The organism is Marivivens sp. JLT3646, assembly GCF_001908835.1.
In the GTDB taxonomy this organism is placed as follows: Bacteria; Pseudomonadota; Alphaproteobacteria; order Rhodobacterales; family Rhodobacteraceae; genus Marivivens; species Marivivens geojensis.
Genome location: NZ_CP018572.1, coordinates 1,940,537 through 1,961,653, shown reverse-complemented (window position 1 = coordinate 1,961,653; position 21,117 = coordinate 1,940,537). Strand labels below are relative to the sequence as shown.

Genomic DNA, 21,117 nt, shown 5'->3' with positions numbered 1-21,117 from the left:
GGGTTTCCCCGCCACGCGGCCAAATTAGTTTTTCGCTTTATCGACCATTTTGCCTTTGGAGATCCAAGGCATCATTTCGCGAAGTTTTGCACCAGTTGCTTCGATCAGGTGCTCGTCGTTTGCGCGACGCGACGCTTTGAGGGTCGGCTGGCCAACGGCGTTTTCCAGCATGAAGTCACGAACGAATTTGCCCTGCTGAATGTCAGCCAGAACTTCTTTCATCGCAGCTTTGGTCTGCTCGTACGGCAGGATGCGCGGGCCGGTGACGTACTGGCCGTATTCTGCAGTGTTCGAGATCGAGTAGTCCATGTTAGCGATGCCGCCTTCATAGATCAGGTCAACGATCAGTTTCACTTCGTGCAGACATTCGAAGTATGCCATTTCCGGTGCGTAGCCAGCCTCAACGAGAGTTTCAAAGCCGCAACGGATCAGTTCAACGAGACCACCGCAGAGAACTGCCTGTTCGCCGAAGAGGTCGGTTTCGCACTCTTCACGGAAGTTGGTTTCAATGATGCCCGAACGACCGCCGCCGATAGCGGAGCAGTAGGACAGACCGATTTCGAGAGCTTTACCAGTTGCGTTCTGGTGAACAGCTACGAGGCAAGGAACGCCGCCACCTTTGAGGTATTCGCCGCGAACGGTGTGACCAGGGCCTTTCGGCGCCATCATGATCACGTCTACGCCAGCTTTTGGCTCGATCAGGCCGAAGTGTACGTTCAGGCCGTGAGCGAATGCGATCGCTGCGCCTTCACGAAGGTTGTCGTGAACGTATTTCTTGTAGGTCTCTGCCTGATGTTCGTCGGGCATGGTGAACATGATGACGTCGCACCATGCTGCTGCTTCAGCGATGTCCATCACTTTGAGGCCTTCACCTTCGGCTTTTTTAGCCGATGCCGAACCCGGACGAAGAGCAACAACAACGTTTTTCGCGCCAGAGTCACGCAGGTTCAGTGCGTGTGCGTGGCCTTGGGAGCCGTAGCCGAGGATAGCAACTTTAGCTTCTTTGATCAGGTTCACATCGCAATCGCGATCGTAATAAACGCGCATTTTGGCGCTCCTTGTGTATCGGGTTTCGATTGGGCGCAGATTAGGTTTGGTTTGCAGAAAACGCGATAGCGGAAGCGATGAATTTTGCAAAATTTTCGGAATAGTTATTCGTTATTCGGTCTGATAATATAAATTTTATGCTTGATGACCTCGATCGTCGTATTCTTCGACTACTTCAATCTGATCCTACGATGCCTTTGCCAGATCTGGCGGAGGCTTGTGGGCTGACAACTGGCCGCGCAACACGCAGGTTGGACAAGCTGCGCGAATTGGGTGTTCTCAAGGGGCAGGAGGCCGTGATCGATTGGCGGGCATTAGGGTTCGACGTGGCGGTTTCATTGCGCTGCACTTTGGATAAGACCCAAGGCCGCGCTTTTGACGATTTTCTTGAGGCAGCGCGTCAGGTGCCCGAAGTCATCGAAATCCAAACCTTCCTCGGGCGTGTGGACGTGCGATTGCATATCGTGGCGCGGGACCTTGCGCATTGGCAGTCCATCTATCGTGATCGTGTGCTCGAACTGCCTCACATTGCCGAAATTGAATCGCTTTTGACCGTGGCGACTGTCAAACGAGAGGAGGCTCTTCCGCTATGATAGAACTGGATGAGATCGACCGCAGAATCCTACGGGCATTACAGCAGGACGCGACCCAATCGGCGAGCCAGTTGGGACGCCGGTTCGATCTGTCGCAACCTGCAACATGGCGTCGGATTAAACGGCTGGAAGAGGCGGGTGCCATCGCAGGGCGGCGTTTGGTGCTCGACCGTGAAAAGCTTGGTTTCGGTGTGACGGTTTTTCTGGGCGTTAAACTGGTCGCCAAAGGTCGGGTGAGCCTAGAGGATTTCGAACGTGCCGTGTCCGCCATTCGCGAAGTGCAAACGGTGGAGCACGTCTTGGGGCTTTATGACTACCGCCTGCGTGTCGTCGCGACCGACCTTGCCGATTTTGAACGTGTCCTGCGTCGACGTATCATGACCCTCCCTGGGGTAGGGAACGTTGAGGCGAACGTGCTTTTGACCGAAGAGCGGCGACCCGGCCCCCTGTGACAAAGTTGTTATGCGCCTTGCTAGTTAAAATCGGTTAAGACCTCCTGAACAGAGGGAGATGCCGATGAAATACGCTATTATTGCACTTGTGATCGCTGTTGCAGGCCCAGTTGTTGCGCAATCGATGCATGGTCATCCTGTTGATAGCAACGGCATGCCCATCCACGATATGACCAATATGCCCGGATTGCAGGGAACCAATGCGGAGCCGCACGAAAGTGCGGAATTGGCGGTGATGTTCAACAATTTCAACACACTATCGCGCTCGGTCGAGAACCTGCCGAATGGTATCCGCTCTGTCACGACGAGCTCTGATCCTGCCGTTATGGATGCCTTGGTCAGCCACGTTGTCGGCATGATCGGGCGGGTCGAGGCGAAAGACAGTCCCGACATTTTTATCCAAAGCCCTACCTTGGATATCTTTTTCGAACGTGGTGACCAGATCGAGACAACGATTGACGTGACGGACGAGGGTATCGTCGTGAAGCAGACCTCAGAAGATCCCGAATTGGTTGAGGCAATGCATATCCACGCGGCTGAAGTGTCGGCCATGGCAGAGCGCGGGATGATGGCCGTTCATGAGATGATGATGCAGCGGCATCACTAAAATCATCGTGCGCCGAGGCCCATTTCCATCAGGACCTTGCGCACGGGTGCAACGGAATAAAGCGCCTCGATGCCTTTTGCACGCAGATCGCGGATGCTCTGCGCGCCTGCGATTGAGGCGCGGTTCAGGGCATCGACGCCTTTGACGCGCAGAACGACTTCACTGTGACGGCGGCGTTCATAGGTTGCCAACATTTGCGCGTCGCCCAAGCCCTCGGGGCGTTCTTTGGCGAGGTCAAGAAGGCAGATCATATCGCCGAGGCTCATGTTCAGCCCCTGTGCACCAATCGGCGGCACAACGTGCGCGGCTTCGGCGACGAGTGCACAACGCTGCGCGGTCATACGGTCGGCAACTTGGCTGATGATCGGCCACGCTTGACGCTTCCCTACCACTCGCAGGGGACCGTAAATGTTAGCGGACCGTTCGGTTGCGGCCTTGTTGAACTCATCCTCGGGGAGGTCGCGTAGACGCAAAACCTCTGCGCCGTTTTCCATCCAGACAACGGCAGAGCAAGGTTTGCGGTCCTGATCTGGGAGGGGCACCAGCGTGAAGGGACCGCCCGAGCGGTGAACTTCGGTTGATATGTTATAGTGCGGGGCCTCGTGGGTTACGGCAAAGACCACGGCCTTTTGTCCGTAACGCGTTGTTTTCGCTTCAATACCAGCGGCCTGGCGAACGGCAGAGTTACGACCATCCGCCCCGATCACTAATTTGCACCGCACTTGGGTGCCATCGGTCAGCATGACGAGAGCTTCGGTTTCGCGAGTGGTCATGGATTTGAACCCGACGCCAGCGCGGAAATCGACTGTATCCAATTCAGTCAAACGGGCCACCATTTCACGGCGGAGGAGCCAGTTCGGAAGGTTCCAGCCAAACGGCAGGTCCGAAATGTCCGATGCGTTGAAATCTTTGATGACGCGCGGTTCGGGATCGACCCCGCCTGCATCAACGATCCGCATGACCTGAAGGGGTGCTGCGTGGGCGTCCAGCTTGTCCCAAATGCCCGCATCAGCGAGGAAATTCCGCGACCCTTGGAAAAACGCTGTCGTGCGATGATCGGTTCCGACGCTGTTGTTATCTGTCACGGGTGGTGCGGGATCCACGCAGACAACCGAAAAACCAGCTGCCCCAAAAGCCGCCGCACAAGACAGGCCGGCAACGCCGCCACCTGCGATCACAATATCCGCAGAAATCCGTTCCATAGGGATAGACATAGGCCTGTCTAAGAGGAGGGGAAAGGTCTGTTAGATCACCTGCGACAGAAAATCCGAGAGATCATCGGTATGATGATGAATATGCGGAGCTGGCAATGGATCAGGGCCTACGTGAACAGTGCGCATTCCTAATGCATGAGGCACCGCGAGGTTGCGAACATCGTCTTCGAACATTGCGCCGAATTCGGGCGCTAGATTGTCGAGCGCAAAGATCGCCTCAAAGGCGGCTTGTTCGGGTTTGGGGCGATAGCCCGCGTGTTCAACGCCGTAGACCGCATCAAATAACCCCGTCAGTCCACGTGCCTCTAACACTTTGAGCGCATAGGGACGCGCGCCGTTCGTGTAGACGACCTTACGACCAGGGAGCGCGTCAATCCGCGCAGCAAGGGTTGGATCGGGCGACAGCACCGAAAAATCGATATCATGCACCGCTTCGAGGTAAGGGTCGGGGTCAATCGAATGTTCGGCCATTAGTCCCGCAAGGGTGGTCCCGTATCGCTTCCAATAAGTGTCGCGCAGATGGTCGGCCACCTCTGTTGAAACGTTCAACGCCTTCGCCACATAGTCGGTCATTTTGACTTCGATCTGGTCGAAAAGCCGAGCCGAGGGTGGGTAGAGCGTGTTGTCTAAATCAAAGACCCACGTGCGGACATGTTTGAAAGATGCAGCAACCATGATGACACAGCTAAAGCGACGCATTGACGCCTGCAACGGCTTTGGCTTGATTGCGGGGCGAAATGATGACTAGGCTCTAACACTCATTAAGACGAAAGTGGCCATGCAAGACCCTAAACACGCCCAAAAAGACGCCTACCAATTGATTCTCGAGGCAATCGACAGCCACATCTACAAGCCGGGTGACCGGTTGGTGGAAAGTGACCTTGCAGATCGGTTCGGTGTGTCGCGGACTCCCATCCGCGAGGCGCTCCAGCGTCTTGAGACGCAGAGCTTGCTGACCCGTGACGGTCGGTCGCTGATTGTTGCGTCCTTAGATCATACGCAAATGGCAGAGCTGTATGTGGTGCGTGGCGAACTCGAAGGTTTGGCGGCGCGTCTAGCTGCGCGGCACGCCACACCCGAAGAAATTCGAGTGTTGAAAGATATGGTTCAGGCCGACCGCAAGTTGCTGGGCGATCCGTCCGCGCTCAGCCGTGCGAACAAGCGGTTCCACAAACAGATTCACCTTGCTTCACACAATCGGTTCTTGGTCCAACAGCTCGACCTGGTACATCGATCCATGGCTTTGCTTGCAACGACATCGCTGGCAGCAGAGGGGCGCGGTGATGATGCGCTTGCTGAACATGATGCGATCGTAGAAGCAATTGCGGCGGGTGATGGGGATGCAGCAGATAAGGCTCTGCGTGAACACATCTCAAAGGCTTTTGTCACGCGATTGAAGCTAGACGCAGCGAAGGTCGAAAACAGCTAAGCTCCACCGAATTTCCCATGCGCCGTCTTGTCCCAGTAAAACGGGCGGTGCAGGAGTTCACCTAACCCTTTGTAAGCTGCGAGGCTGGCGAGGGGGAAATAGAGGTGCAGTGTCGGCACCCACGGCAAAAGCCACAGCCGTCTCGATGCTCTAGCCCCGAGGATGGCAGCGGTAAGGTGGACGGCTTCGGAGGTCGCGAATAGAACTGAGAGCGTGATCAAGCCTGACGGTGGAAGAACCTCTCTGACTGGATGCCAAAAGCCGAGAGGGATCGCCCAAAAGCTCCACATCATGGGGGCAGTTACGAATTGGGTCAGCGTGCCGAGGAACTGCACCTGAAACCCTAAGAATTTTCGCCAGCCAAGATCGCAGAGCAATTGGCGCGGGTTGCGCATGTGAACACCATAGGTGATCGCATAGCCTTTAAGCCATCGTGAACGTTGTTTGATCCACGGCCAGACGTGGCTGTTGGCCTCTTCACCCGTGACAGTTCGAACGATTTCAGTGCGCTAGCCATGTCGGGCAAGGCGGACTCCCAAATCCGCGTCCTCTGTCACGTTATGCGCATCCCAACCGCCAAGCTTTTCTAGAACCGATCGTCGGAAAAACAGCGTGGTGCCGCCAAGGGGTATCAGAAAACCGAGACGTTCGAGACCGGGGAGGATGACGCGAAACCATGTGGCGTATTCCAGCGCGAAGCAACGCGACAGCCAGTTGGTTTTAGCGTTGTAGAAGTCGAGCATTCCTTGGAGGCAGGCGACCTCTGGTCCGACAGCGGCAAAGCGGGCGACAATCGCGCGGATTTGCTGCGGGTCGGGGGCGTCCTCGGCATCGTAAACGCCGATGATGGACCCTCTGGCAAAGGACAGTCCGTAGTTCAGCGCGCGCGGTTTCGTTTTTACTGTCCCTTGGGGCACGACGATAGCCCGCATGAACCGGGGAAGGGTGGTCGCCAGCAAGGCTTGCCGCGTCATTTGATCGTCAGCTTCGAGCAAGAGACACACGTCGAGCAGATCGTGGGGATAGTCCAAGGCCGACAGACGGTTTACCAAACGCACCGCGATTTCGCTTTCGTGATAGAGCGGCACCATGATTGTCACGATTGGTAAGCGATGGGGCGTGGTTGGGGCCGCCGGCTTTGCTTCTGGGCGGAATTGCATGATGACGGCGGCAGCCTTGAGCGCGGTATTGGCCACGGTCCAAAATAGCATGACGCCAAAGAGTGCAATCGCGGTCGGCCCAAACCACGCAAAGAGGCTGGCGATGGCAAACGCGATAAGGCTCAGCGTGACATTCGCCGCCTGACGGGCATTCCAGCCGCGGCAGCTTTCCTCGCTCGCTACTTTTTCTTCGGCAAGGCGGGCTAGAGTGTCATTGGCGCAGGAGCGAATTGCGGCGTGAAGCGCAGCTTCGGTCGTCACAGCCCACCGAATTGCACCGAGTTGCGAGGATAGTTTTTCGCGATGGCAGGCAAAATCTTCGGGGCGAGAGGTGAGAATGATGACTTCGCCCGCCATAGACCGCCACGGGAGAATGGCATTTTCGATACAGTAGGTTGCGCCGATTTGATGCAGAAGCCGCACGTCGGGTTTATGCTTGACCGGATCAACCACGCCGACACCCGCAATAGCGGCCTCAACCTCGGCCATTTTGGCTGCGCTAATCGACAATCGCAGACGCAAGGTATCGGCCAATCGGCAGCCCTGTCTGCTCGCATCCTGTTCGGCGACCGCCACGCGCTGGGCAGAGGCGAACCCACGGCGGATCACCTCTTTACCCAGTGGGCTTAGTGACGGAGCAAAGGGTTGGGCCAAAGCCGTGTTGAAACTGCGCGTGTGGTGCAAAAAGAAAACTCCCGACTTTTCAGGCGGGAGTTCACTCTAATTAGACTTAAAGCGGCGTTAACGCGATCACGCTTTGCGTGCTTCCATAGCATCGGCGAAACGCTCAAACAGGTAGAAGCTGTCCTGCGGACCCGGCGATGCCTCTGGGTGGTGCTGAACCGAGAACACCGGACGATCAGCCATGCGGATGCCGCAGTTCGAACCGTCAAACAGCGAGATGTGGGTTTCAACAACACCTTCAGGCAGCGTTTGGCTATCCACGGTAAAGCCGTGGTTCATAGATGTGATTTCAACCTTGCCTGTATCTTTGTCTTTTACAGGGTGGTTCGCGCCGTGGTGACCGTGGTTCATTTTCACGGTCTTCGCGCCGAGCGCGAGCGCCAGCATTTGGTGACCGAGGCAAATACCAAAGACGGGAAGGTCAGTGGTGTCGAGAACCTGTTTGATCATCGGAACGGCGTATTCGCCAGTCGCAGCTGGGTCACCAGGGCCGTTCGACAGGAACACACCATCAGGATTGTGAGACAGAACGTCTTCTGCGGTTGCGGTCGCAGGTAAAACGGTCACGTCACAGCCCGCGGAGGCAAGGCAGCGTAGGATGTTACGCTTTGCGCCGTAGTCGACAGCAACGACCTTGTGTTTTGGTGCGGTGTTCGGCTGATAGCCGTCTGGCCAAGCCCAACGCATTTCGTTCCATTTGTAGGATTGTGCGCAGGTCACATCTTTGGCGAGGTCGAGACCAACCAGACCTTTAAACCCACGTGCCGCAGCGACGAGCGCTTCCGCGTCGAAGTTACCCTCGGGGTCGTGAGCAAGAGCAACGTGCGGTGCACCTTGCTGACGGATGGCGCGGGTCAGACGACGGGTGTCGATGCCGCCAATACCGATGCGACCTTTCTTGGTGAGCCAAGCGGTCAGCTCTTCGGTAGCGCGCCAGTTCGACGGCTCGGTCGGGTCCCATTTGACAACCATGCCAGCCGAAACAGGATCGGCTGTTTCGTCGTCTTCTTCTGTGACGCCAGTGTTGCCGATGTGGGGGAAGGTAAAGGTGACGATCTGTCCGGCGTAGGACGGATCGGTCATGATTTCCTGATATCCCGTCATCGCTGTGTTAAAGCAAAGCTCTGCGGTGGTCTGGCCCGTCGCGCCGAACCCCTTACCATAAAACAGAGTGCCATCAGCTAGCGCGAGGCAGGCGGTCGGTTTTTGGGCGGTTCCGTTCGGCATGGCGGCGACTCCTTATGGTCAAATTGCTGCGTTACTAGGCATGAGCCACCATAGGGTCAAGGCCGTAACGTTCCAAGCCTCAGATGAGGTTGTCACGAACGGATAGGACAGGTAAAGCTGCGCGGATGTTATCGCTCGCAAGGGGAACGGGATGGACATGCGTGAACGGATTAGCGCGGCGCTCAAGGAAGCTATGAAGGCGAAGGACGCGGGACGTCTTTCGACACTTCGTTTGATCAGTGCTGCGATCAAGGACCGCGAAATTGCTGCTCGTGGGGATGGAGAAGAGTCGGTCATCGGTGATGATGAGGTTCTCGCGATCCTTGGCAAAATGGTAAAACAACGTCAGGAAAGCGCTCGCCAATACGAAGAAGGTGGCCGGCTTGAGTTGGCAGAAAAAGAGCGTGGCGAGATCAGTGTGATCGAAGATTTCCTGCCGCGTCAGTTGGATGATGCTGAAGTTGATGCCGCGATTACTGCGGCCATGGCCGAAGTCGGTGCGGAGTCGATCCGCGACATGGGCAAGGTCATGGGGGCTCTTAAGGCCAAATACACCGGCCAAATGGACTTTGGCGCTGTTGGCCCGATGGTCAAAGCAAAACTGGGATAAAAAATTGGGGGGCGCTGGCCCCCCTTTTTGTTTCTGCTGTCTTAGGCGACAGATCGGATCAGGCGACCCAAGCGGGCGATGCCTTCGTTGATTTCGGGCGGACGGGCGCACGAGAACGACAGGCGGATCGTATTTCCGTTGGACCCATCCGCGAAAAAGGCCCGACCGGGCACGAATGCGACCCGTTCCGTTTCAAGCGATTGGGCGAGAAGCGTGGCGCCGTCAATGTGAGCGGGCAGGGTGATCCATACGAACATGCCGCCTTCGGGACGGGTCCAAGTCACACCTTCCGGCATTTCCCGTTCGAGCGCGGCGAGCATGTTGTCACGACGGCTCGAATACACGTCGCGCAGTTTGGCGACCTGATCGGCAAAACCGTCCTTGGCGACGCGATGAATCGCGATTTGGTTCAGGGTAGAGGAGTGCAAGTCCGCCGCCTGTTTGATCAGGACGAGACGCTGGATCACGGGCTTTGCCGCAACGGCCCAACCAACGCGCAGACCAGGGGCGAGCGTTTTGGAGAAACTGCCACAGTATATAGTGCGTGTATTCTCAATCCCGCCCGACCGCTGAATGTCGAGCGCGAGGATCGGTGGGACCGCCTCGCCATCATACCGCAGACCTTGATAGGCGGCGTCTTCGATCACAGGGATATCGAGGGATTCTGCCAGATCGAGCAGGGCATTCCGTGCGCGTTCATCCAATGTGATCCCTGTGGGGTTAGCAAAGTCAGAACTGGTGTAGGCGAATTTCACTTCGCCACCAGCTTCTTCGGCAGAGGCAACATAGTCCGCCGCAGAGCGGTTTGAGGCAGGGTCTAGACGGTCATATGAGGGTTCGTAAGCGTTAAATGCCCCGAGTGCGCCCATATATGTGGGCCAACCCACCAAAGCAGTATCGCCAGGAGATAGGAACAGTTTGCCCAAGTAATCCAAGGCTTGTTGCGATCCCGATGTGATCAGAATGTTGTCAGTGGTGCAGTCGATCCCGATGTCGCGCATCTGACCGGCGATCCAATCGCGAAGCGGCAGATAGCCTTCGGAGACGGAGTATTGGAGTGCTTGTTCAGCCTGAAGGCCGCTAAACAGGTCCGCAAAGGCGTCCGCAAAGGCCTCTTTTGGGAAAAGTGCGGGGTCAGGAATGCCGCCCGCAAAAGAAATAATATCAGGCTGGTCCAGAAGTTTGAGCAATTCGCGGATTTCAGACGCCTTCATCCGTGATTGGCGCGTTGCGAAAACCTGTTCCCAGTCCATGATTCCCTCCCGTGGGGTCTGCGATGTTTGAGAATTGATCTGGCCTGTCATTAAGTCAATAGGGCTGACCTAACAGTCCCGTTAGAGCCCAATTCGTGGGATGTTCGTGAAAAAAAAATCTTTTTGGATATGTGAAATTTGACATGCATCAAAGTTTTCAGGGGGTACGAATGGCATCGTGAACCCACGGCGCCCCCTGACGCTACCTCCCCTGCGGATGGGGTGCGCCATAATATCTCAACGTATTAGACCTTTCGAATATTGCCGAAAGCGCGTTGAGGCACTAGAACCTCCCCAAAGCCCGGGCGGAGTCCATGACTCGGTCCGTTCATGATTTGACCAAAAGGGGAGAGCCACATGGCAGATGCAGCCATCCATGGCCATGAACATCACGACGAACGGGGCTTCTTTACCCGTTGGTTCATGTCCACCAACCACAAAGACATCGGGATTATGTACCTGTTCGTATCGGGTATCGTAGGTTTCATCTCGGTCGCCTTTACCGTCTACATGCGTCTCGAGTTGATGCATCCGGGCGTTCAGTACATGTGCCTTGAAGGTGCGCGTTTCATCGCGGACGCTTCGGCGCCCTGTACTCCGAACGGTCACCTCTGGAACGTTATGATCACCTATCACGGTGTTCTGATGATGTTCTTCGTGGTTATCCCCGCTCTATTCGGTGGCTTCGGCAACTACCTGATGCCGCTGCAAATCGGCGCTCCGGACATGTCGTTCCCACGTATGAACAACCTGTCGTTCTGGATGTATGTTGCTGGTGTTGCGCTGGGCGTTGCGTCCATGCTGTCGCCGGGTGGCAACGGTCAGCTCGGTTCGGGTGTTGGCTGGGTTCTCTACCCGCCGCTGTCGACTTCCGAAGGCGGCTACTCCATGGACCTCGCGATTTTCGCGGTTCACGTCTCTGGTGCATCGTCGATCCTTGGTGCGATTAACATCATCACGACGTTCCTCAACATGCGCGCGCCAGGTATGACCCTGCACAAAGTGCCGCTGTTCGCATGGTCGGTCTTCGTGACCGCGTGGCTGATCCTTTTGTCGCTGCCTGTTCTGGCTGGCGCAATCACCATGCTCCTGATGGACCGTAACTTTGGTACCTCGTTCTTCCAGCCTGCTGGCGGTGGTGACCCGATCCTGTATCAGCACATCCTGTGGTTCTTCGGCCACCCGGAAGTGTACATCATCATCATCCCGGGCTTTGGTATCATCAGCCACATCATCTCGACCTTCTCGAAAAAGCCGATCTTCGGCTACCTCCCGATGGTCTACGCAATGGTTGCAATCGGTGTTCTGGGCTTCGTTGTTTGGGCACACCACATGTACACCGTTGGTATGTCGCTGAGCCAGCAGTCCTACTTCATGCTCGCAACGATGGTTATCGCTGTTCCGACTGGTGTTAAGATCTTCTCGTGGATCGCGACTATGTGGGGCGGTTCGGTAGAGTTCAAATCGCCGATGCTTTGGGCGTTCGGCTTCTTGTTCCTCTTCACCGTTGGCGGCGTGACCGGTATCGTTCTGTCGCAGGCAGCTGTCGACCGCGCTTACCACGACACTTACTACGTGGTTGCTCACTTCCACTACGTGATGTCGCTGGGTGCTGTGTTCGCGATCTTCGCAGGTATCTACTTCTACCTGCCGAAATTCTCGGGCCGCGCTGCACCGGAATGGGCTGCAAAGCTTCACTTCTGGATGATGTTCATCGGTGCAAACCTGACCTTCTTCCCGCAGCACTTCTTGGGCCGTCAGGGTATGCCGCGTCGTTACATCGAGTACCCAGAAGCGTTCGCTCAGTGGAACTACGTATCGTCGATCGGTGCTTTCATCGCCTTCGCATCGTTCTGTTTCTTCATTGTTGTTCTTGCGTACACCCTGCTTGCAGGTCGTCGTGAGACCCGTCCGAACCCGTGGGGCGAATTCGCCGACACGCTGGAATGGACCCTGCCATCGCCGCCGCCGGAGCACACCTTTGAGCAGCTGCCGAAGCAGGAAGACTGGGACAAACAGCACGCCCACTAAGATACGCAAAACCCCGGCCTTAGCGCCGGGGTTTTCATTTGTGGGACCGCGACAGGGCGTCCCCTTTACCCATGTTTCTGTCAGCCTATAGTTACACGCAGAAACAGCTGCAAAACTCACATGCCCTACGAATGGATTGACCCCCTGCCAGTGGACGACGCGCCCTTGGCTGAATTGCACCTCTGGCCTTATCGAAGTCTACCCAAAGCGGGGTTCGTCTGGTTTGTCGGGGGGACAGTGGCGTTGCTATCGCTGCCGCTTTTGGCAGTGATTGGGACTGCGGTTCTGTGGGGGTTGCTGCCGTTTATCTTGCTCGTCACTTGGGCGATGTGGGCCGCGCTCCAGCGTAGTTATCGGGATGGCGAGATATTGGAAGAGCTGTTGATCTGGAATGATCACCTCACGCTCACCCGTCACAATCCGCGCAAGCCGACCCAGAATTGGGAAGCGAATCCCTATTGGGTGCGTTTGACCCGCCACGCGACAGGTGGCCCTGTGCCGGAGTATCTGACCATGAAAGGTCAATCCGATCGCGAGGTTGAGATAGGCGCGTTTCTTACCGTCAGCGAACGCAAACGGCTCTATTCGGAAATCCGCGAGGCGCTGGATCGCTGCCGTTAACCCGCGCAGCGGGGCGTCACCACGCGATCAAACGTCGACATCAAAGCAACGTCGACATCTTCCATGGTGACGGGAAGCCCTAGATCAACGAGCGATGTGACCCCGTGTTGCGTGATCCCGCAGGGCACGATTCCGCCAAAATGGCTAAGGTCGGGCTCGACGTTGATCGACAGGCCGTGAAAGCTCACCCATTTCTTTAGTCGAATACCAAGGGCCGCGATTTTATCTTCGCGCACAGATCCATCCGGCAAAAGGGGCTTATCAGGGCGCGGGACCCAAACACCGACGCGACCATCGCGAATTTCGCCATGCACGTTGAATTCTGCGAGGGCTGCGATGATCCATTGCTCCATATCGCGGACGAAACACCGAACATCGCGTCCCCGCTCGCCCACATTCAGCATGACGTAGGCGACGCGCTGACCCGGACCGTGGTAGGTATATTGACCACCGCGTTTGCTCTCGTAGACAGGAAACCGATCAGCTTCGAGCAGGTCCGCAGGTTTTGCAGAGGTGCCTGCCGTGTACAGCGGAGGATGTTCGACCAGCCAAATTGCTTCTTCGGCCTCGCCCGCGTGAATGGCTTCGGCGCGTGCCTCCATAAAGGCAACGGCTTCGTTATAGTCGGTCAATCCAGTTGAGGTGATCCATTCTACCATGGTTCATGCGGGCAAAAGCCCTGCCTCCTTAATTGCGGGGATATAGGTGCGGCTGACGGGAATATCCGTGCCATGTGACATCGTCAGGATCGCGCGGTCGCCCGTGCGTTTGGTGGATGTCACTGCGGCAGCGGCAACCCAATGGGATCGATGCACCTGAAGGCCGGCGGTTTGGCCCACCTCTTTGATCGCATCTGCCAATCGCATCAGAATCATCTCTTCGCCCTTATCGGTTCGGATACGGACATAATGATCTTCGACTGAAATCGCCACCAATGCGCCACGCTTTTCCATCGGTAGACGTGAGAGGATCGGGGGGATGCTGGGGGATTCAACGGGCGCTGTCGATGGCTTGGCGACGAGCTGTAGGATCAGCGTGACGACCGCGCCGATGACAAAAACAGACAAGGGCAGGGTATAGGTGTCCTGACCTGACGGCACAAAATCGATAAGCGCCCAGTTCACAGCAAGAACGATCACCATAATCGTTAGGCCATTGGCTATCGCCGTGACGAGAGAGTGGAGGGGCAGGGAAAAGCGATTTGGCAATGCGGCGCGGCAGTATGCACTGACACCATAACCGCCGGCGTAGGTCAGGGCGATCATCACCAGCCAATAGCCGAGGCGCGGCAGTGCCCGCATCGTCTCTCCCGACCCGAAAGGGGCCACCACGGTAAGGACCACAGCCACCCCCACAATCACAGCCCCAGTAACGGGTTGGCTGAAATGGCGTCGCAGTTCACGAAGCGCAGAATGCGATGGCTGTGTGGTCACGGTCGTCTCACGCCTTTTCACGTATCCCGCGTTGAGCGGCTGGGGTGGTTCGGTTTCAACCTAAACAACTCATACCCAAAGGAGAAGCCAATGTCGTTCGCCCCATTCCTCGCAGCCTCACCGACTATTCAGATCCACGCCATCGCCGCCACTCTCGCGCTCGTCCTCGGACCTGTTGCGATCTATCGTGATCGGCGGGACGCGTTGCACAAATGGATCGGGTACATCTGGGTGATTGCGATGCTCTGCACGGCATTGTCGTCCTTTGGGATCCGAGCTTACGCCGTCATTGGCCCCTTCAGCCCGATTCACATTCTGTCGTGTCTCGCGATTTGGTCAATCTGGGTGGGGATGCGTTACATTTATGGGGGAAATATTCGCGCCCACCGCAAAACTTTTCAAAGTCTTTATTGGAACGGTGTCCTTGTTGCAGCTTTGTTCAATTTCTTGCCCGGACGCATCGTGAACCGCTTATTTTTCAACGATGCGCGCGAAATTGGTTGGGTTGTAATTGGCGCTGGAGGGGCATTTTTGGTCGGTCGTATCCTATTGTCACGACAGTTGTTTGCACGACTGACATGATTTCTTCATTTTTGCTCTTGAGGTGGGTGCGTGGTTGGTCTAGAGACCCCGCACCAAGCCTAGACAGTGCGGTCGTGGCGGAATTGGTAGACGCGCAGCGTTGAGGTCGCTGTGGGGTAACTCCCGTGGAAGTTCGAGTCTTCTCGACCGCACCAACTACTCTCCTGAGATTGTTGATTACATTACGAAACGCCCCTTAAACGGGTGCGTTTTTTGCCGTTACTCCGTTCAGCGTTTGTACGGAGTAACCAATGGCGATTTACACCAAAGTAGGGTTTGGTACCTCGGATCTGTTTGGATTTACGGGCAGCATCTCTACTGTTGGATCAACCATTCAATTGGACCCGAACTGGTCTGCCTCGACCGATGGTTACAACTTCTCTATCGACGACGCCGACTTGGTGCTGCTGCTCGAAGCCACGGATTCGTTTTTTAGTGGTGACCGCAACAACGACGAAATCGGTGATGACAGCTACAAGCAGACACTCACTCTCCGTGATCCGTCGGGGAATGTTGTTGCTAGTGGCAGGGCTTATCTAGAAGACGTCTATGTATTTCGAGCGCCGGACGGCTCCGAAGTTCGGCTTTACACGGTAGAGGTCGCGGGCGTTTGGGTCGGCACTCTTGCTGACAAGCAAATGACCCCAGGTGTGACCTATGAACTGGTCTCTGCCTCCAACACCGACGGTGTCAGCTACAGCACGCTTGTTAGTCAAAACTACGAGTCATCGCAGTTTAACACAATGGTTGGGTCCGATACCTATGGCGACACGCTGTATGGTGGGATCGGCAATGACAGTATTATTTCGCAGGGCGGCAATGATACTGTCGACGGTGGGTCGGGCGACGACACCATTTATTACGGGGCAGGGAATGACCTCGTTTATGGTGGCGATGGCAACGACGTTATTGACGATGTCAGCGGTAGCCAGCTGGGCGGCGCGGATACCGTTTACGGTGGTGCGGGCAATGATACGGCATGGCTCGGCTTGGACGGCGACACGTTTTATGGTGGGACCGGAAACGACACTGTTTATGGCGAAGGCGGGAATGATACGCTTTATGGCGAGGTCGGCGATGACTGGCTGCAAGGCGATGATGGTGATGATATCCTCGACGGTGGTGATGGAAATGACGTCATGGTCGGCGGGGCTGGCAACGATGTTTATGTTCTTTCATCGGGTTTGGACTACATCGGGGGCTTCGATTTAGGTGATAGCGATCTGGACGGCTTCACCAACGACCAGCTCGATGTCAGCAATTTAACGAACGCCAACGGCGACCCGATCCGAACGGTTGATGTAACTGTCATCGACGATGGATCGGGTAATGCAAAGCTGATGTTCCCAAACGGGGAGCAATTGATCCTGTGGGGTGTCGCGCCGTCGCTTGTCGACACTGGACCTGAGCTGTTCAAGATCGGCATCCCATGTTTCACTGCAGGCACAATGATCCTGACGCCGAAAGGCGAAGTGCCTGTCGAGAACCTCCGCGTTGGTGATATCGTCGTGACCCGAGACAACGGCCCGCAGCCGATAGTGTGGTGTGGGTCGCGGCATTTGTCATGTGCTGAACTCGACGCTGCACCAGATTTGAGGCCCATCCGCCTCGATGCGTCGATTTTGGGAGGCGATCGCGGCCTTCTTGTGTCGCCCCAACATGGGGTCTTCACGAAGATCGATGAACGCGGTGGTACCGATACACTTGTGCGGGCAAAGCACCTCGCTCGGCTCAAGGGCGGAAAGGTTCGCGTGGCTCAAGGTGTGAAAAAGGTGACCTACGTGCACCTCATGTTCGAGAAACATCAGATCATTTATGGAAACGGGATTGCGTCGGAGAGCTTCTATCCCGGACCTTGGGGTTTAACCGCGCTTGAGCGTGAGTCGGTGTTTGAGGTGCTTCGTTTGTTCCCAGAAATAGGTCGACTCGGAGCCGAAACGGGCTACGGACAAACTGCGCGACCAGTAGCGAAGTTCCGCGACCTTCCAGAATCTATTAGCGACATGGCATTGTCGCATCTATGAAGGACAGTCGCTTGACGTTAGGCAAGCTAGAACGGATTTTTCCTGAAGGGCCATGAAACCGAAGTCCATTTGACTGATGTTTGCGCAAACTAAAGTCATTTGTCGGGAATTTACGAATGTGATGGGTAAAAACAACCTAACTGGTTGCAATATCGAAAGTGGACGGGAATAGTTCTCCTTACAAACGGGCGGGCAAACCGCTGTAGATATCAGGGAGTGCCGTTTTGGCTTCAAGCGCAACGGACAGCGCGTTCGTAGAATTCGAACGCGTGCAGAAAAGTTATGATGGCGAGACACTCGTCGTTAAAGATCTCAACCTGAGCATGCCGAAAGGCGAGTTCCTTACCATGCTTGGACCGTCAGGGTCTGGTAAGACCACGTGTCTTATGATGTTGGCAGGGTTTGAAACCGCAACGCACGGTGACATCCGTATCGGCGGCGTATCGATCAACAATATCCCTCCGCACAAACGCGGCATTGGGATGGTGTTCCAGAACTACGCGCTCTTCCCCCACATGACGGTTGCTGAAAACCTCGCCTTCCCGCTTGAGGTTCGCAAAATCGGCAAATCCGAACGTGAAGAGAAAGTGCAGCGCGCGCTTGATATGGTGCAGATGGGCCGTTTTGGTGGCCGCCGTCCTGCACAGCTTTCTGGTGGTCAGCAGCAGCGTATCGCACTTGCACGTGCGCTCGTGTTCCAGCCTGAACTCGTTCTCATGGACGAACCACTGGGTGCGTTGGACAAACAGCTTCGCGAACACATGCAGTTCGAAATCACGCGCCTCGCGCACGAACTGGGGATTACGACCGTTTACGTGACCCATGACCAAACCGAAGCACTGACCATGTCTGATCGCGTTGCTGTGTTTGACGATGGCCGTATTCAGCAGCTTGCTCCGCCAGATCAACTCTATGAATCGCCGCAGAACAGCTTTGTTGCGCAGTTCATCGGTGAAAATAACACGCTCACTGGCGTCGTTAAGGAAATCGGTAACGGCAAGTGCCTCGTCCAGCTGGACGGCGGCGATTTGATCGACGCAAAGCCAGTGAACGTTAAGAATGTTGGCGACCGCACTAAGGTGTCGATCCGCCCAGAGCGTGTCGAAATCAACAAGGACCGTCTGTCACCAGATGCTCACACCCTCAAAGCTGAGGTTCTGGAGTTCATCTACATGGGCGACATTTTCCGCACACGCTTGCGCGTGGCTGGTCATGATGATTTCGTTATCAAAACACGTAACGCACCTGATCAGGTACGTTTGCAGCCCGGCACGATGATCGACATCGGCTGGTTGCCAGAAGATTGTCACGCACTCGACGCTTGAGTTCGTGATTAATGAATGCGGGAGGCCCCACCCGGGCGGGCCCCTGCAAAATCAAATCACCGGGAAACCACGGGAGAATAGTATGAAACTTACTAAAACACTTCTTGCTACTTCGGCTCTTACCCTTGCTGCTGGCGCTGCATTCGCAGACGCACACATGGCTTCGGATATGACCCTTGTTAGCTGGGGCGGCGCTTACCAAGCATCGCAAACCAAAGCTTACTCGGAGCCCTACATGGCTGCGAACGCTGGCGTAAACATCGTTTGGGATGAGTCCTCGGCAGAAGCCGTTGCGAAACTCCGCGCGATGAACGAGTCGGGCAACATCACTTGGGACCTCGTTGACGTAGAAGCTGCTGACGCTATCCGTCTTTGTGACGAAGGTCTGGCGATGGAAATCGACCACGACGCGATGCTCGCTGCTGGCAACGACGGCTCCACCGCGTCTGACGACTTCGGCGACTCGATCATTTCCGACTGCTTCATCCCGCAGATCGTGTTCTCGACCACTGTTGGCTACCGCGCAGACATGGTTGGCGACAACGCACCAGACTCGATCTGTGCGATCTTCGACACCGAAACCTACCCGGGCAAGCGCGCACTGAACAAGCGCCCGCTGGCAAACATGGAATGGGCTCTGCTCTGTGACGGCGTTGCAAAAGACGACATCTATGACGTTCTCGCAACTCCGGAAGGTCAGGATCAAGCGTTCGCAAAACTCGACACCATCAAAAACGACGTAATCTGGTGGTCGGCTGCTGCTGAAACTCCGCAGCTCCTCGCTGACGGCGAAATCGTAATGGGTTCGACCTACAACGGTCGTCTGTTCTCTGCGATCGCAGAACAGGGCCAGCCGATCGGCATGCTCTGGGACGCTCAGATGCTCGACTTCGACGGTTGGGTAATCCCAGCTGGTCTGCCGGAAGATCGCCTGGCACGCGTTCTGGACTTCGTATCCTACGCAACCGACACCCAGCGTCTGGCTGATCAGGCTGCATACATCTCCTACGGTCCGGCTCGTGCATCGTCCGCTCCGCTCGTGGGTAACCACGCAGAGCTGGGTATTCCTATGGCTCCGCACATGCCGACCGATCCGAACAACTCCAAGAACGTCTTCGTCACCCAGTACGACTTCTGGGCTGACTACCGCGACGATCTGGACGCTAAGTTCCAAGCCTGGCTCGCCCAGTAATCGGACCTAGTTTGGCCCTGCTGTCAGGGCCAGACAAAAAATTGCCGCGGCCCCAATCGAGGGCCGTGGCCACTCGGGACGGGACCATTTTATGACTGACGCGACCACCGACGCCGGTAAGCTGACGACAGCTGACGGCCAAAGCCTCAAAAAAAGTTTGCACAGAGCACTCCGCCGCCAAAAAGTGCGAGCGTTGATGCTGATTGCACCGCTACTTCTCTTTATTCTGTTGAGCTTCATTGCTCCCATCTTTGACATGCTTCTGCGGTCTGTTGAGAACGATATTGTGCCGGATACAATCCCGCGCACGATCGTTGCACTTGACGACTGGGATGCAACTTCGGGCGAAACGCCGGGCGAAGAGGTTTTCGCCGCGTTCTACACCGACTTTGCGATTGCCGAAGAATACAAGAGTCACACTCGTCTAGGTTCGCGCCTGAACTATGAACTGACTGGTATCTCGTCTCTGTTCCGTTCGACAGGCCGCAAGGTTGGTAAGTTTGAAACGGAATCCTACACTGAACAATTCACTGCGGCCGACGCTGCATTTGCTGATCCTGCGCAATGGGCTGCATGGATGGCGGATGATGCTGTACGCGCGGCACTTCCGCAGACGGCTGACGCTTATGACGCGTGGTCCAAAATTGTTGTCGATCTGAACAACGATGTTCCGTCCGAAGAAGACCCTGCTGATTTCGTTTATACAGGTCTTTACAATGACTTGATGGCCGGAGCTTCGGTTGCGTCTATTCCGTCGGTTGATGTATCTGGCTGGGAGCCTGTGTCCCTTCGTGAGCAGTTCATCGACGCAAATGACGGCTGGGCGGATCCTGCGGTTTGGGCGACGATCAAAACCTATGGCGGCGACTACACCAGCGGCTACTTCTTGAACTCTGTCGATATGCAGCTGTCTGGCGAAGGCGTAACGCAGCGCCCTGAAGACGAGCGTATCTACATCACGCTGTTCGTCCGCACGATCATTCTGTCGATCGTCATCACGGGCTCGTGCATCTTGCTCGGCTACCCGATTGCATTCCTGCTTGCAAACCTGCCACTGCGGAGCGCGAACGTTCTGATGATCCTTGTTCTTCTGCCATTCTGGACCTCGCTTTTGGTGCGGACCTCGGCATGGAAGGTTCTTCTGCAGAACCAAGGTGTGATCAACGACATCCTCGTTTGGCTGCATGTCATCGCTGACGACAACCGACTTGAGCTGATCAACAACGCAACAGGCACTATCATTGCGATGACCCACATCCTGCTGCCGTTCATGATCCTGCCGCTCTATTCGGTGATGAAAACGATCAGCCCGTCTTACGTTCGCGCTGCGAAATCGATGGGTGCGAATGACTGGACTGCCTTCTGGCGCGTCTACTTCCCGAACTCGGTTCCGGGTATTGGCGCTGGTTCGATCCTCGTGTTCATCCTGTCCATCGGCTACTACATCACCCCCGAGCTGGTTGGCGGCACCAAAGGTGTCTTCATCTCGAACCGGATCGCATATCATATCTCCAGCTCTTTGAACTGGGGTCTGGCAGCGGCTCTTGGCTCTATCCTGCTCATCCTCGTGCTTGCGCTCTACTGGCTCTACGACCGTATTGTTGGCATTGATAACGTGAAACTCGGAGGCTGA

At 55.9% G+C, this 21,117-nt stretch carries 21 protein-coding genes and 1 tRNA gene; 13 read left to right on the top strand and 9 right to left on the bottom strand.

Annotated features, from left to right (window positions below):
* Positions 1 to 24: 24 nt before the first annotated feature.
* Positions 25 to 1,047 (bottom strand): ketol-acid reductoisomerase, encoded by a 1,023-nt coding sequence (ilvC, locus tag BSK21_RS09780; protein ID WP_067551008.1) that lies wholly within the window; start codon positions 1,045 to 1,047, stop codon positions 25 to 27.
* Positions 1,048 to 1,184: 137 nt separating this feature from the next.
* On the opposite strand from ilvC, the gene BSK21_RS09775 reads away from it, so the two are divergent.
* The 3 genes from BSK21_RS09775 to BSK21_RS09765 all read left to right on the top strand — a co-directional run bounded on the left by BSK21_RS09775 (position 1,185) and on the right by BSK21_RS09765 (position 2,699).
* Positions 1,185 to 1,640: an Lrp/AsnC family transcriptional regulator gene (locus BSK21_RS09775; RefSeq protein ID WP_067551005.1), complete on the top strand. Its 456-nt coding sequence runs from the start codon at positions 1,185 to 1,187 to the stop codon at positions 1,638 to 1,640.
* Complete coding sequence (locus BSK21_RS09770; RefSeq protein ID WP_067551002.1) at positions 1,637 to 2,092, top strand: Lrp/AsnC family transcriptional regulator; 456 nt, start codon at positions 1,637 to 1,639, stop codon at positions 2,090 to 2,092. The genes BSK21_RS09775 and BSK21_RS09770 overlap by 4 nt, the downstream gene beginning before the upstream one ends.
* A gap of 64 nt (positions 2,093 to 2,156) precedes the next feature.
* Positions 2,157 to 2,699, top strand: a complete 543-nt coding sequence (locus tag BSK21_RS09765; protein ID WP_231924820.1) for a hypothetical protein — start codon at positions 2,157 to 2,159, stop codon at positions 2,697 to 2,699.
* Between the two features lie 2 nt (positions 2,700 to 2,701).
* On the opposite strand, the gene BSK21_RS09760 is transcribed toward BSK21_RS09765, so the two are convergent.
* The gene (locus BSK21_RS09760) at positions 2,702 to 3,901 is read right to left on the bottom strand and encodes a UbiH/UbiF family hydroxylase (RefSeq protein ID WP_067550999.1); all 1,200 of its coding nucleotides are present in this window, start codon (positions 3,899 to 3,901) and stop codon (positions 2,702 to 2,704) included.
* 42 nt (positions 3,902 to 3,943) lie between these two features.
* The gene (locus tag BSK21_RS09755) at positions 3,944 to 4,588 is read right to left on the bottom strand and encodes a pyrimidine 5'-nucleotidase (protein ID WP_067551629.1); all 645 of its coding nucleotides are present in this window, start codon (positions 4,586 to 4,588) and stop codon (positions 3,944 to 3,946) included.
* Positions 4,589 to 4,691: 103 nt separating this feature from the next.
* Here BSK21_RS09755 and BSK21_RS09750 point away from each other — a divergent pair, with 103 nt between their 5' ends.
* Positions 4,692 to 5,342, top strand: coding sequence for a GntR family transcriptional regulator (locus BSK21_RS09750; RefSeq protein WP_067550996.1), 651 nt, complete (start codon positions 4,692 to 4,694; stop codon positions 5,340 to 5,342).
* Here the strand turns inward: BSK21_RS09750 and BSK21_RS09745 are convergent.
* The 3 genes from BSK21_RS09745 to carA form a co-directional block, all read right to left on the bottom strand.
* On the bottom strand, positions 5,339 to 5,737 hold the full coding sequence (locus tag BSK21_RS09745) for a hypothetical protein (protein ID WP_067550993.1): 399 nt from the start codon (positions 5,735 to 5,737) through the stop codon (positions 5,339 to 5,341). The genes BSK21_RS09750 and BSK21_RS09745 overlap by 4 nt on opposite strands.
* 114 nt (positions 5,738 to 5,851) lie before the next feature.
* Positions 5,852 to 7,186: a glycosyltransferase gene (locus tag BSK21_RS09740; RefSeq protein ID WP_156529605.1), complete on the bottom strand. Its 1,335-nt coding sequence runs from the start codon at positions 7,184 to 7,186 to the stop codon at positions 5,852 to 5,854.
* Between the two features lie 66 nt (positions 7,187 to 7,252).
* On the bottom strand, positions 7,253 to 8,413 hold the full coding sequence (carA, locus tag BSK21_RS09735) for a glutamine-hydrolyzing carbamoyl-phosphate synthase small subunit (protein ID WP_067550987.1): 1,161 nt from the start codon (positions 8,411 to 8,413) through the stop codon (positions 7,253 to 7,255).
* 151 nt (positions 8,414 to 8,564) lie between these two features.
* On the opposite strand from carA, the gene BSK21_RS09730 reads away from it, so the two are divergent.
* Positions 8,565 to 9,023, top strand: a complete 459-nt coding sequence (locus BSK21_RS09730; protein ID WP_067550984.1) for a GatB/YqeY domain-containing protein — start codon at positions 8,565 to 8,567, stop codon at positions 9,021 to 9,023.
* Positions 9,024 to 9,064: 41 nt separating this feature from the next.
* Here BSK21_RS09730 and BSK21_RS09725 read toward each other — a convergent pair whose 3' ends face one another.
* Complete coding sequence (locus BSK21_RS09725; protein WP_197498199.1) at positions 9,065 to 10,276, bottom strand: PLP-dependent aminotransferase family protein; 1,212 nt, start codon at positions 10,274 to 10,276, stop codon at positions 9,065 to 9,067.
* 357 nt (positions 10,277 to 10,633) lie between these two features.
* Here BSK21_RS09725 and ctaD point away from each other — a divergent pair, with 357 nt between their 5' ends.
* Complete coding sequence (gene ctaD, locus BSK21_RS09720) at positions 10,634 to 12,307, top strand: cytochrome c oxidase subunit I (RefSeq protein ID WP_067550981.1); 1,674 nt, start codon at positions 10,634 to 10,636, stop codon at positions 12,305 to 12,307.
* 120 nt (positions 12,308 to 12,427) lie between these two features.
* The gene (locus BSK21_RS09715) at positions 12,428 to 12,928 is read left to right on the top strand and encodes a DUF2244 domain-containing protein (protein WP_067550978.1); all 501 of its coding nucleotides are present in this window, start codon (positions 12,428 to 12,430) and stop codon (positions 12,926 to 12,928) included.
* Here the strand turns inward: BSK21_RS09715 and lipB are convergent.
* Positions 12,925 to 13,587: a lipoyl(octanoyl) transferase LipB gene (gene lipB, locus BSK21_RS09710; protein WP_067550975.1), complete on the bottom strand. Its 663-nt coding sequence runs from the start codon at positions 13,585 to 13,587 to the stop codon at positions 12,925 to 12,927. The genes BSK21_RS09715 and lipB overlap by 4 nt on opposite strands.
* 3 nt (positions 13,588 to 13,590) lie before the next feature.
* On the bottom strand, positions 13,591 to 14,361 hold the full coding sequence (locus BSK21_RS09705; RefSeq protein ID WP_067550972.1) for a LytTR family DNA-binding domain-containing protein: 771 nt from the start codon (positions 14,359 to 14,361) through the stop codon (positions 13,591 to 13,593).
* Positions 14,362 to 14,451: 90 nt separating this feature from the next.
* Between BSK21_RS09705 and BSK21_RS09700 the strand changes: the two genes are divergently transcribed.
* From BSK21_RS09700 to BSK21_RS09675, 6 genes are all read left to right on the top strand, one after another.
* The gene (locus tag BSK21_RS09700; protein ID WP_067550969.1) at positions 14,452 to 14,943 is read left to right on the top strand and encodes a DUF2306 domain-containing protein; all 492 of its coding nucleotides are present in this window, start codon (positions 14,452 to 14,454) and stop codon (positions 14,941 to 14,943) included.
* A gap of 68 nt (positions 14,944 to 15,011) precedes the next feature.
* Positions 15,012 to 15,098 (top strand) — tRNA-Leu (locus tag BSK21_RS09695).
* A gap of 96 nt (positions 15,099 to 15,194) precedes the next feature.
* Entirely contained in the window at positions 15,195 to 16,967 is a 1,773-nt protein-coding gene (locus tag BSK21_RS09690) for a Hint domain-containing protein (protein ID WP_067550966.1), read from the top strand.
* A 224-nt stretch (positions 16,968 to 17,191) separates the two neighbouring features.
* Positions 17,192 to 18,292 carry an ABC transporter ATP-binding protein gene (locus BSK21_RS09685; RefSeq protein WP_067550962.1) on the top strand — a complete coding sequence of 367 codons (1,101 nt, stop codon included), beginning with the start codon at positions 17,192 to 17,194 and terminating at the stop codon, positions 18,290 to 18,292.
* An 82-nt stretch (positions 18,293 to 18,374) separates the two neighbouring features.
* Positions 18,375 to 19,484 carry an extracellular solute-binding protein gene (locus tag BSK21_RS09680; protein ID WP_067550959.1) on the top strand — a complete coding sequence of 370 codons (1,110 nt, stop codon included), beginning with the start codon at positions 18,375 to 18,377 and terminating at the stop codon, positions 19,482 to 19,484.
* Positions 19,485 to 19,575: 91 nt separating this feature from the next.
* On the top strand, positions 19,576 to 21,117 hold the full coding sequence (locus BSK21_RS09675) for an ABC transporter permease (RefSeq protein WP_067550956.1): 1,542 nt from the start codon (positions 19,576 to 19,578) through the stop codon (positions 21,115 to 21,117).

Bases quoted from the DNA above. Each gene is read 5' to 3' on its own strand.
- ilvC (WP_067551008.1), bottom strand. From the start codon at position 1,047: ATGCGCGTTTATTACGATCGCGATTGCGATGTGAACCTGATCAAAGAA.
- BSK21_RS09775 (WP_067551005.1), top strand. From the start codon at position 1,185: ATGCTTGATGACCTCGATCGTCGTATTCTTCGACTACTTCAATCTGAT.
- BSK21_RS09770 (WP_067551002.1), top strand. From the start codon at position 1,637: ATGATAGAACTGGATGAGATCGACCGCAGAATCCTACGGGCATTACAG.
- BSK21_RS09765 (WP_231924820.1), top strand. From the start codon at position 2,157: ATGAAATACGCTATTATTGCACTTGTGATCGCTGTTGCAGGCCCAGTT.
- BSK21_RS09760 (WP_067550999.1), bottom strand. From the start codon at position 3,901: ATGGAACGGATTTCTGCGGATATTGTGATCGCAGGTGGCGGCGTTGCC.
- BSK21_RS09755 (WP_067551629.1), bottom strand. From the start codon at position 4,588: ATGGTTGCTGCATCTTTCAAACATGTCCGCACGTGGGTCTTTGATTTA.
- BSK21_RS09750 (WP_067550996.1), top strand. From the start codon at position 4,692: ATGCAAGACCCTAAACACGCCCAAAAAGACGCCTACCAATTGATTCTC.
- BSK21_RS09745 (WP_067550993.1), bottom strand. From the start codon at position 5,737: ATGCGCAACCCGCGCCAATTGCTCTGCGATCTTGGCTGGCGAAAATTC.
- carA (WP_067550987.1), bottom strand. From the start codon at position 8,413: ATGCCGAACGGAACCGCCCAAAAACCGACCGCCTGCCTCGCGCTAGCT.
- BSK21_RS09730 (WP_067550984.1), top strand. From the start codon at position 8,565: ATGGACATGCGTGAACGGATTAGCGCGGCGCTCAAGGAAGCTATGAAG.
- BSK21_RS09725 (WP_197498199.1), bottom strand. From the start codon at position 10,276: ATGGACTGGGAACAGGTTTTCGCAACGCGCCAATCACGGATGAAGGCG.
- ctaD (WP_067550981.1), top strand. From the start codon at position 10,634: ATGGCAGATGCAGCCATCCATGGCCATGAACATCACGACGAACGGGGC.
- BSK21_RS09715 (WP_067550978.1), top strand. From the start codon at position 12,428: ATGCCCTACGAATGGATTGACCCCCTGCCAGTGGACGACGCGCCCTTG.
- lipB (WP_067550975.1), bottom strand. From the start codon at position 13,587: ATGGTAGAATGGATCACCTCAACTGGATTGACCGACTATAACGAAGCC.
- BSK21_RS09700 (WP_067550969.1), top strand. From the start codon at position 14,452: ATGTCGTTCGCCCCATTCCTCGCAGCCTCACCGACTATTCAGATCCAC.
- BSK21_RS09690 (WP_067550966.1), top strand. From the start codon at position 15,195: ATGGCGATTTACACCAAAGTAGGGTTTGGTACCTCGGATCTGTTTGGA.
- BSK21_RS09680 (WP_067550959.1), top strand. From the start codon at position 18,375: ATGAAACTTACTAAAACACTTCTTGCTACTTCGGCTCTTACCCTTGCT.
- BSK21_RS09675 (WP_067550956.1), top strand. From the start codon at position 19,576: ATGACTGACGCGACCACCGACGCCGGTAAGCTGACGACAGCTGACGGC.